This is a genomic window from Paraglaciecola sp. (assembly GCF_051252315.1).
Classification (GTDB): Bacteria; Pseudomonadota; Gammaproteobacteria; order Enterobacterales; family Alteromonadaceae; genus Paraglaciecola.
Genome location: NZ_JBPOFP010000138.1, coordinates 1 through 10,906 on the forward strand (window position 1 = coordinate 1; position 10,906 = coordinate 10,906).

Annotated in this window: 7 protein-coding genes; all 7 read left to right on the plus strand. The window is 38.6% G+C overall.

The window, feature by feature from the left end; all coding sequences use genetic code 11:
- The coding region (gene clpX, locus ACSHXM_RS18990; protein WP_435691458.1) for an ATP-dependent protease ATP-binding subunit ClpX at positions 1–1,044 on the plus strand (1,044 nt) is incomplete at its 5' end.
- Positions 1,045–1,265: 221 nt separating this feature from the next.
- Positions 1,266–3,632, plus strand: coding sequence for an endopeptidase La (lon, locus tag ACSHXM_RS18995; protein ID WP_435691460.1), 2,367 nt, complete (start codon positions 1,266–1,268; stop codon positions 3,630–3,632).
- 235 nt (positions 3,633–3,867) lie between these two features.
- Positions 3,868–4,140, plus strand: coding sequence for an HU family DNA-binding protein (locus ACSHXM_RS19000; RefSeq protein WP_435691462.1), 273 nt, complete (start codon positions 3,868–3,870; stop codon positions 4,138–4,140).
- A 245-nt stretch (positions 4,141–4,385) separates the two neighbouring features.
- Positions 4,386–6,263: a SurA N-terminal domain-containing protein gene (locus tag ACSHXM_RS19005; RefSeq protein ID WP_435691465.1), complete on the plus strand. Its 1,878-nt coding sequence runs from the start codon at positions 4,386–4,388 to the stop codon at positions 6,261–6,263.
- A 439-nt stretch (positions 6,264–6,702) separates the two neighbouring features.
- Positions 6,703–9,306, plus strand: coding sequence for an esterase-like activity of phytase family protein (locus tag ACSHXM_RS19010; protein ID WP_435691467.1), 2,604 nt, complete (start codon positions 6,703–6,705; stop codon positions 9,304–9,306).
- 202 nt (positions 9,307–9,508) lie between these two features.
- Positions 9,509–9,940, plus strand: a complete 432-nt coding sequence (ndk, locus tag ACSHXM_RS19015) for a nucleoside-diphosphate kinase (protein WP_435691469.1) — start codon at positions 9,509–9,511, stop codon at positions 9,938–9,940.
- Between the two features lie 138 nt (positions 9,941–10,078).
- The coding region (gene rlmN, locus ACSHXM_RS19020; RefSeq protein ID WP_435691471.1) for a 23S rRNA (adenine(2503)-C(2))-methyltransferase RlmN at positions 10,079–10,906 on the plus strand (828 nt) is incomplete at its 3' end.

Genomic DNA, 10,906 nt, shown 5'->3' on the forward strand with positions numbered 1-10,906 from the left:
GTTATAGGTCAAGAACACGCTAAGAAAGTGTTGGCTGTTGCTGTATACAACCATTATAAACGTTTAAGAAATGGTGATGTACATGAAGGTGTTGAATTAGGAAAAAGTAATATTTTGCTAATGGGGCCTACCGGTAGTGGTAAAACCTTATTGGCAGAAACGTTAGCCCGTTTATTAGATGTGCCATTTACTATGGCTGATGCGACGACGTTAACCGAAGCTGGTTATGTAGGTGAAGACGTTGAGAACATCATTCAAAAGTTATTGCAAAAATGTGATTATGACGTTGAAAAAGCCCAACGTGGCATTGTGTACATTGACGAAATAGACAAGATTTCTCGTAAGTCTGATAATCCGTCAATTACGCGGGATGTATCAGGTGAAGGCGTACAACAAGCTTTACTCAAGCTAATTGAAGGTACAATTGCGTCAGTTCCTCCACAAGGTGGTCGTAAACACCCTCAACAAGAATTTTTACAAGTTGATACCTCTAAAATTTTATTTATCTGTGGTGGGGCTTTTGCTGGGTTAGATAAAGTTATCGAGCAAAGAGCACAAACAGGTACGGGTATTGGATTTGGTTCAAGTATTAAAAGTGCTGATAACAAAGCTAAAGAAGGTGAGCTACTTAAAAAGGTAGAACCTGAAGACTTGGTTAAATACGGCTTGATCCCCGAATTTATTGGTCGATTACCTGTATTAACCAGTTTAGAAGAATTGAGCGAAGATGCGTTAATTCAAATTCTACAAGAACCTAAAAATGCTATAACTAAACAATATTCTGCATTGTTTAATATGGAAGATACTGAACTAGAATTTAGGGATGATGCACTTCAGGCTATTGCTAAGAAAGCCATGCAGCGTAAAACTGGCGCACGTGGACTACGTTCAATTGTTGAAGGCGTGTTGTTAGACACTATGTATGAGTTGCCGACTATGCAAGAGGTGAGTAAGGTAGTTGTTGATGAGACTGTTATACGCGGTGAGTCACAACCCATTCTTATTTACGATAATAGTTCTGATAAAAAAGCGGTTTCTGAATAATTTGTCATAACGTTTCAAGACTAAACATACTGTAAATTAAGGCTCTTTTTTAAGAGTCTTTTTTTTGTCTTTAAGTTGGTGAATTGGGACTTAGGTTATTTCTTAAACAGTTCATTTAGTTTATTTAAAATGATTTGCTAATTTTGTTTGAACTTTACTAGCCAAGCCCCATATAGTTTAACTATACGAAATAATATTAATAAAATAGTACGAGATTAAACATGACAGAAGCGAAAGAAAGTTGCGTAGAAATGCCGGTTTTGGCGTTACGTGATGTTGTAGTTTATCCGCATATGGTAATTCCTTTGTTTGTCGGCAGAGAAAAATCTATTCGCTGTTTAGAAGCGTCTATGGAAAAAGACAAACAAATATTTTTAGTTGCTCAAAAAGACGCAAGTGTTGATGAACCGACCTCTGATGACGTATTTACGGTAGGTACACTGGCCACTATATTACAGCTTTTAAAATTACCGGATGGCACTGTGAAAGTGTTAGTTGAAGGTAATCAACGAGGTGAAATTAGTGAGTTCGTTAGTACCGAAGATTTTTTTATAGCCAATGTCAAAAGCTCTGTTGACGCGGAGTTGCCCGAATCAGAACAAGATATATTAATTCGCTCGGCTATTTCCCAGTTCGAAGGTTACGTCAAACTTAACAAAAAAATTCCACCAGAAGTCTTAACTTCATTAAACGGTATCGAAGATGCCGCTCGTCTTGCTGATACCATGGCTGCACACATGCCATTAAAGCTTGCTGAGAAACAAAAAGTACTTGAGATGGGCGATGTTACTGAACGTCTTGAATATTTAATGGCGCTAATGGAAAGTGAAATAGACTTACTGCAAGTTGAGAAGAAAATACGAACTCGCGTTAAAAAACAAATGGAAAAAAGCCAGCGTGAGTATTATTTGAATGAGCAGATGAAAGCTATTCAAAAAGAATTAGGCGAAGGTGAAGAGTCAGTCGATGAATTCGAAGCGCTGAATCAAAAAATCATCGACGCGAAAATGCCAGAAGAAGCCAAGAAAAAAGCAACGGCTGAATTAACAAAGTTAAAAATGATGTCTCCTATGTCGGCAGAGGCTACAGTTGTTCGTAGTTATATAGATTGGCTAGCGAATGTTCCATGGGTAAAACGTAGTGCTGTAAAGAAAAATTTAGCTATAGCAGATGAAGTGTTAAATGCTGATCATTACGGATTAGATAAAGTTAAAGAACGGATTCTAGAGTATTTAGCGGTTCAACAACGTGTTAAAAAGCTTAAAGGCCCTATTTTATGTTTAGTTGGTCCTCCTGGTGTGGGGAAAACGTCATTAGGTCAGTCTATTGCTAAAGCAACAGGTAGAAAGTATGTGCGTATGGCTTTAGGCGGTGTTAGGGATGAAGCTGAAATCCGTGGACACAGACGAACTTACATTGGCTCAATGCCGGGTAAGATGATCCAGAAAATGGCAAAGGTAGGAGTTAAAAATCCACTTTTCTTACTAGATGAAATAGACAAAATGTCTTCGGACATGCGTGGTGATCCTTCATCTGCATTATTAGAAGTGTTGGATCCAGAACAAAATGCTAGTTTTAGTGATCACTATTTAGAAGTCGATTATGACCTATCTGATGTAATGTTTGTGGCCACTTCTAACAGTATGAATATTCCTGGTCCTTTATTGGATCGTATGGAAGTCATACGTTTGTCTGGTTATACAGAGGACGAGAAGCTAAATATTGCGACTCAACACTTGATGGACAAACAGATTTCCCGCAATGGACTGAAAAAAGGCGAATTGGTGATAGAAGAAAGTGCTGTGATTGGCATTATTCGTCATTACACTCGTGAAGCTGGGGTACGTAGTTTAGAGCGTGAACTATCGAAGATTTGCCGTAAAGCAGTTAAAAATATTTTATTAGATAAGTCTTTAAAACAAGTCGTCGTTAATCAAGATAACCTAAAAGAGTTTTTAGGTGTGCAAAGATTTGATTACGGTAAAGCTGATAAAGACAATCAAATAGGCCAAGTTACTGGCTTAGCCTGGACCCAAGTGGGAGGCGAGTTATTAACGATTGAAGCCACATCTGTGGTGGGGAAAGGTAAAACTACTTTTACGGGCTCTTTAGGTGATGTAATGCAAGAGTCAATTCAAACAGCCTTAACTGTAGTCCGTAGCCGAGCTGAAAAATTACGTATTAATGATGATTTCCATGAAAAACGAGATATTCATGTACACGTACCTGAAGGGGCTACCCCTAAAGATGGTCCAAGTGCTGGTATTGGTATGTGTACTGCGCTTATTTCAGCTTTAACAGGCAACCCAGTTAAATGCGAAGTTGCCATGACAGGTGAAATTACTTTACGTGGTGAAGTTTTGCCGATAGGTGGGCTAAAAGAGAAATTATTGGCTGCACATAGAGGCGGAATTAAGACGGTTGTCATTCCAAAAGACAATGAAAGAGACTTAGAAGAGATACCTGATAACGTAAAACAAGACCTAAGTATTCATCCTGTAAAATGGATTGATGAGGTTTTGGAGCTAGCTTTAGCCGAGCAACCAGATAAAATTTCACCAGTTGCAAAGAAAAAGGTTAAAAAATAAGCAGAAAAACGATTTTTTTTTAATTTTTTTGGATTTTAGGGCTTCACTATGTAAAAAGATATGGTAGCCTTTATCACAGATTCGCTTGAAGCCTTGTCGCAAAAGGGATTGAGACGACTCAGAAATGTTAAAAATTTGTAAGTGTGCTTGAAATTACTTTTCAAGCTTGATATAACAATCCGGCTTCGCATAATGCAAGTCAACAGTAATAATAACAAATGAAGGGGTTCATATTGTGAATAAGTCAGAACTTATTGATTCAATCGCTGCAAGTGCAGATATTTCTAAAGCAGCAGCAGGTCGTGCGTTAGACGCATTAACATCTGCAGTAACAGGCGCACTTAAAGACGGTGATCAAGTTGCATTAGTTGGCTTCGGAACATTTTCGGTACGTGAACGTGCTGCTCGTAGTGGTCGTAATCCACAAACTGGTGAAACAATCCAAATTTCAGCAGCTAAAGTTCCTTCTTTCAAAGCTGGTAAAGCATTGAAAGACGCTTGTAACTAAAATTTTAGTTTACTTATTGAAAAGGCGATGATTTCATCGCCTTTTTTGTTGTTTAGGCAAAGTTAATTTTGTCGTTAAGTTGATTTAAATACTGAATAGTATTCCGCATTAGTAAATACCTTTATTTCACAGTTAATCATTCTTAATAATTTTGCTCGTTTAGTATATAATCTCGGCCGCTTGCGGTAGAGAACATCTCTTATGCTTATCAGTAACTGCTCAATTTTTGGGGTTTGGACGTTAGTATGTTAGAAAAAATTAGAGAAGGATCACAGGGCGTATGGGCCATGGGGATCTTGGGGTTGGTCATTTTAAGCTTTATGTTTGCTGGTGTAGGGAGTTATATCAACTCATCTGGCGCTGCAGTAGCTGCAAATGTGAATGGTGAAGAGATAACACTTGAAGAGCTAGAAAAAGCTTACCAAGATGATAGGGCTCGAATGGAACAACAGTATGGTGATGCATTTGCTACTTTGGCAAGTGACGCAGCATATTTGCAAAACTTCAGGCAAGGTATATTGGATAGGCTTATAGCTGAAAAGCTTATGGACCAAGCTGCTGCTGACTTAGGTTTACGCGTAAGTGACGAACAAGTTAAAAAAGCTATTGTTAATATGCGAGAATTTCAAATTGACGGTAAATTCAATAATGAACGTTATTTAACACTTTTACGTCAAGTGGGTTTCCAACCGAATAACTTCAGAGATTATATGCGCATTGATATGGTACGCAGACAATTATCTCAATCATTGTTAGGCAGTGAGTTCGCTCTAGATAGCGAAGCAAAGTCAGCTCACATGATGCAGCAACAAACCCGCGATTTACGTTATTTAAATGTGTCTTCAGCCAAGTTTAATGAAAAGGTTGAAATAAACGACGAACAAATTAACACCTATTATCAAGCTAACATTACACAATTTGATACCGAAGAAAAAGTCAGCTTGGCCTATGTAGAGTTAACTTTGGAAGACTTATTGCCTGAAATTACCATTTCTGAAAGTGAGTTGAACGATTATTATCAGCAAAACCTTGATATATACAGAACAGCTGAAGAGCGTCAAGCTTCGCATATTTTGTTTGAAAGTGCGGAAGAAGACGAGTCTGTTTTAGCAAAAGCCCAGGAAGTATTAGCCAGAGCTCAAGCTGGAGATGATTTCGCTGAATTAGCAAAAGAGTTTTCAAGTGACACTTTTAGCGCTGAAAACGGAGGTGACTTAGGTTTCTTTGGTAAAGGTATAATGGATCCTGCTTTTGAAGAATCAGCATATGCATTAGCTGCAAAAGGTGATGTAAGTGAAGTGGTAAAAAGTTCATTTGGCTATCACATCATTAAGTTAACTGATATTAAAGCTGAAGAAGTGACTGCTTTTGAAGACGTTTTAGATGAAGTAACAATAAAAGTTAAGACCCAAAAAGCAGAAGAAGAGTTTTATGGCATTCAGGAGCGTATTGCTGAAGTCGCATTCGAAGTGCCTGATAGTCTAGAAGAGGTTGCTGCTGAAGCAAACAAACCAGTTGTCACTACTGAGTTATTTACTCGTAATGCACCTGAGCAGGCTGTATCTAACCCCAAAATTTTGGTTAGTGCATTTAGTGAAGAATTAATCGAAGAAGCGGTTAATAGTGAAGTGATTGAGTTAGGTGACAACCATATAATGGTGGTTCGTGTTGCTCAACATGAAGCTGAACGCACTAAAGCATTAGACGAAGTGACTGAGCAGGTTAAAACAATCCTAATCGCAGAAGGAGCTCAACAAGCTGCCAGAGATTGGGTAAGTGATGTTCAAACTGGACTTAATAATGAAGAAGATATTTCGGCAAAATTAGAAAGTTTAACTGTTGCATGGGAAGATAAACAAGCCGTTACTCGTAATGATGGTGGAGTTTCTCGTACTATAGTTGAAGCTGGATTTAAATTGGCTGAAAATCAATCTGAAATTGTAGATCTAGTAACAGGTGATGTTAGTTTAGTTCAAGTGTTGAAAATTAATACCGCTGAAGAAGCTGACAGTACACAGTTAACCAGTATTCAAACTCAATTAGCGTCTGCTAAAACTCAGAACTTGTACGGTACTGTTGTTGAATCATTGAAAGCTCAAGCGAGTATCGAAATATTTCAATAACAAATATGTGTGATTGATCAATAAAAAAGAGCGTTTTCGCTCTTTTTTATTATCTGCTATTTCTTATCGTTTATTGGAGCCTAGTTAACAACCATACTAATGTATAGAACACAGCAATCACGCTAGAGAATATTAAAATATATATATACCCCTGTTTACCTTGGCCTAAAGTGTACCCTCTGAGCTTAAGGTAGGCCGTCCAAATGAAGCATAACCCTAATGGTAATAGAAACAACATCTTCAACATAAATTACTTGTCCGTTATTTTATCTCATCTTCTTGGGAGCTTAACAGAAAATATCTAAAGAATGCTATATCGCTGTAATCAGGTTTAACCAGGCTTGTTATTCGTGACATATAAGCATCATAAAACTGTCAATCTAATGTCACTTTCCATGTTCAAGATTATCTTTTTTTTTCACTTACAATTGGATAGAAGATGAATTTTAACTTAACTAAAACTTTTTTGGCGGTAGCCATATCTTTAAGCTTGGTAGGTTGTGCCGACGACGGTGATACAGGACCAGCAGGCACAAATGGCATAAATGGCGTTAATGGCGCAGACGGTGCTAATGGCGCAGATGGCGTTAATGGTACAGACGGTGCTAATGGTGCAGATGGTGCTAATGGCGTAGATGGTGCTAATGGTTTAGCTAGTTTAATTCGTCATACTGAAATCTATGCAGGTAATGACAACTGTTTTGCGGGTGGTACTGCTATTGAGTCAGGTTTAGATCTAGATTCTGATGCTATGTTGGCTGATTCAGAAGTAACTGAAACTTCTTATATTTGTTCAGCCACTCAATTAAGCCACAAAAGTTTCAATCGTGTTGCGTCTTTCCCAGTATGTTCACAAATTGATCTTAATTGTAATGATGATACCGAGACGTCAGCAGAGATTGTATCTGCCAGTGAAGATGGACTAACCTTAGTTTACACGGATAGCCCTAATCAGCAGTTAGGCTTTATTGATATCACAGACCCTGCAAACCCTGTAGCCGCTGGTACATTAGCTCTAGCTGGAGAGCCTACTTCAGTTTCTGTAGTTGGCGATTATGCTTTAGTTGGTATAAATAGTTCGGCTGATTATATTAACACTTCAGGATCTTTAGCTGTCATCAATCTTGATACACAGGCACTAGTCGCTACTATTGATTTAGGTGGTCAACCTGATTCTGTCGCTGTTAGTCCTGATGGCATGTACGCTGTGGTCGCGATTGAAAATGAACGTGACGAAGATTTAGGTGAAGGTGTTCCTCCACAAGCTCCAGCTGGGTATTTGTCTATTGTTGAATTATCGGGCGAGCCGGATACTTGGACTGCATCAAGTGTAGATTTCAATGGTATTACCGATTTATATGCGGACGATCCAGAGCCAGAATTTGTAGACATTAATAGTGACAACATCGCGGTTGTTACACTTCAAGAAAACAACCATATCATTTTGGTTGATTTGGCAGATGGTTCAATCATGAATGATTTCTCTGCTGGATCAGTGGATTTGACCTTGGTTGATGGAACAGAAGAAAAAGCGCTTATTTCTCAGACTGAATCTCTAGACGGAGTATTACGTGAACCAGATGGGGTTACCTGGTTAGGTAATGACTATTTCGCTACGGCTGATGAAGGTGATTTAGACGGTGGCTCTCGAGGTTTCACCGTTTTCAACAAGCAAGGTGAAGTGGTTTACGCTGCAGGCTCAAGTATGGAGCACATGGTAGCGAGTGTAGGTCATTACCCTGATGGACGTTCTGGAAATAAAGGTAACGAACCTGAAAATGCTGAATATGGCGTATTTGGTGATGAGCGTTACTTGTTTGTAAATTCTGAACGCTCTAGTTTAGTATTTGTGTATGACGTAGCTGATTTTACAAAGCCTATGTTTAAACAAATATTGCCCGCTGGTGTTGCTCCTGAAGGTGCATTAGCTATCCCAAGTCGTAATCTATTGGTTGTAGCAAGTGAAGCTGATGAGCGTGATGCGAAAATTCGTTCTGTAGTGAATATCTATAACTACTCGGCTAATGCGCAACAGTATCCAACTATTAAGTCTGCATACCGTGTAAATGGTTCTCCTATCCCATTTGGTGCTTTATCAGGTTTAAGTGCAGATCCCATGAATTCAAATACTTTGTATTCAGTTGAAGATAGCTTCTATTTAAGTAATCGCATATTCACTATCGATACTTCAAAGAGTCCAGCACTATTAACCAACGAAACTCATATCATGGATTCAAATGATGTATTTTCAGCAGTTACAACTGTTGCTTTGGCAGATACTAGTGTTGATGAAGATGATGTAACACGTGTTGATGTGTTCGATGAAGCCGATTTAGCGAGTATGCTCAACGCTGACAAAACAGTAAATATCGATCCTGAAGGTGTGTCTAAAGCAAGTGACGGCGGTTTTTGGGTTGTATCTGAAGGTTCAGGTACTAAAGGTGATACTTCTCGTCCAATCAATAGCTTAAACTTTATCTTTAAAACTGATGCTCAAGGTGTGATTGAAGAAGTAATTTCTCTACCTGATGCAATTAATGACAATCAATTACGTTTCGGTTTTGAAGGCGTTGCTGAGTATGCTGGTAACGTTTATGTTGCTTTCCAACGTGTTTGGGCTGGTGATACAAATGTTCGTTTAGGTGTTTATAACACTGCAGCTAAAACTTGGAGCTTCTTATTTTATCCATTAGACGCTGCTGAGTCTCAAAATGGCGGTTGGGTAGGTTTATCTGACATCACTTCTCTTGATAACGGCAAGTTTTTAGTCTTAGAGCGTGATAATCAAGGTGGAATGGATGCTGTGGTTAAGCGTATTTATGAAATTGACACCACTGGTTTAGTTGACGGAGATACGGTAACGAAAACATTGGTCCGCGACATTATGCCTGATTTAAAAATGGCTAATGGATTACCTGCTGAGAAAGTAGAAGGTATGGCTGTTATGGCTAACGGTGATGTTTATATCGTCAATGATAACGATGGCGTGGATGACAACAGCGGTGAGATGCAGCTAATTAACCTAGGTGATATTGTTAACTAGTCACTCATTTACGTTTTTATCTGTTTAAATAGGGTAGCTGTTGCTACCCTTTTTTAATGTTTTTAATTCTAATATTTGGATTTATTAGGTTTTTTAGCATTTATTGCATATAATCCGCGCGAAATTTTTATTGGGCTTGTATTCGTTTATGAATTAAGTCCTATTCAATATAATTAATATTATAACTTTTGGAGTGAAAAAAATGGCTTTAGAGCGCACTTTTTCTATCATCAAGCCAGATGCCGTTGCTAAAAACGTTATCGGTGCTATCTATAACCGTTTTGAATCAGCAGGCCTAAAACTTGTTGCAGCTAAGATGGTTCATTTAAGTAAAGAACAAGCTGAAGGTTTTTACGCTGAACACAGTGAGCGTCCTTTCTTTGGAGCATTAGTTTCTTTCATGACTTCTGGTCCGGTTATGGTTCAAGTTTTAGAAGGCGAAAATGCTGTTCTTAAAAACCGTGAAATCATGGGTGCAACTAACCCTGCTGAAGCGCTAGCTGGAACATTACGTGCTGATTATGCGGCTTCTATTGATGAAAATGCATGTCATGGTTCTGATGCGCCTGAATCAGCTGCACGTGAAATTGCATACTTTTTCTCTGATGAAGAAATTTGCCCTCGTACTCGTTAATTAATAGTACGAAGTAAAAAAGGGAGCTTCGGCTCCCTTTTGTGTTTTATTTCAATCCATGTATTAACCAACTGTACTCTGCAAAAATTTGTGGATCAGTTAAAATAGTGTCTGTGTGATGCAATTATTGAGGTTCCTGTGACGACGACTCCCGTTCAAACTGCAGTTCAATCAGCCAAGACAAATCTACTTGATTTTAATCGAGCAGGTTTACGTGCTTATTTTAGCGAAATAGGTGAAAAACCTTTTCGAGCCGATCAACTGATGAAATGGATTTATCAACAGGGGGTGTCTGATTTTGAACAAATGACCAACCTAAATAAAAAGCTCCGTGCTAAGTTGCAGGCTAATTGTGAAATTAAAGCACCTGAAATTGCATATCAACAAAATGCGACAGACGGAACGATTAAGTTCGCGTTAAAACTTGAGGGTGGTCAGGAAGTCGAGTCGGTTTGGATCCCAGATGGGGAGCGCGCCACTTTATGTGTGTCTTCACAAGTTGGTTGTGCTTTGGAGTGTACTTTTTGTTCGACAGCGCAACAGGGGTTTAATCGTAATTTAAAAGTGTCAGAAATCATCGGGCAAGTATGGCGTGTCGCTGTCACAATTGGTCTTAATAATGATTCCGCTAGGCGACCTATTACTAATGTAGTAATGATGGGCATGGGTGAACCTTTGCTCAATGTTAAACACGTAGTGCCTGCCATGGACCTCATGATGGATGACTTGGCATTCGGATTATCCAAACGCCGAGTAACCTTAAGTACGTCAGGAGTTGTCCCAGCGTTAGATAAATTAGCAGATCAAATAGACGTGGCATTAGCAATTTCATTACATGCGCCAAATGATGAATTGCGAAATGAACTAGTCCCAGTTAATAAAAAATATCCTATTGAAGTATTTTTAAAGAGTGTTCGTGGCTATTTGGCTAAATCTAATGCAAATTATGGCAAAGTGACAGTAGAA

Excerpts from the sequence above, each read along its gene's own strand:
- lon (WP_435691460.1), top strand. The coding sequence starts at position 1,266 with ATGACAGAAGCGAAAGAAAGTTGCGTAGAAATGCCGGTTTTGGCGTTA.
- ACSHXM_RS19005 (WP_435691465.1), top strand. The coding sequence starts at position 4,386 with ATGTTAGAAAAAATTAGAGAAGGATCACAGGGCGTATGGGCCATGGGG.
- ACSHXM_RS19010 (WP_435691467.1), top strand. The coding sequence starts at position 6,703 with ATGAATTTTAACTTAACTAAAACTTTTTTGGCGGTAGCCATATCTTTA.
- ndk (WP_435691469.1), top strand. The coding sequence starts at position 9,509 with ATGGCTTTAGAGCGCACTTTTTCTATCATCAAGCCAGATGCCGTTGCT.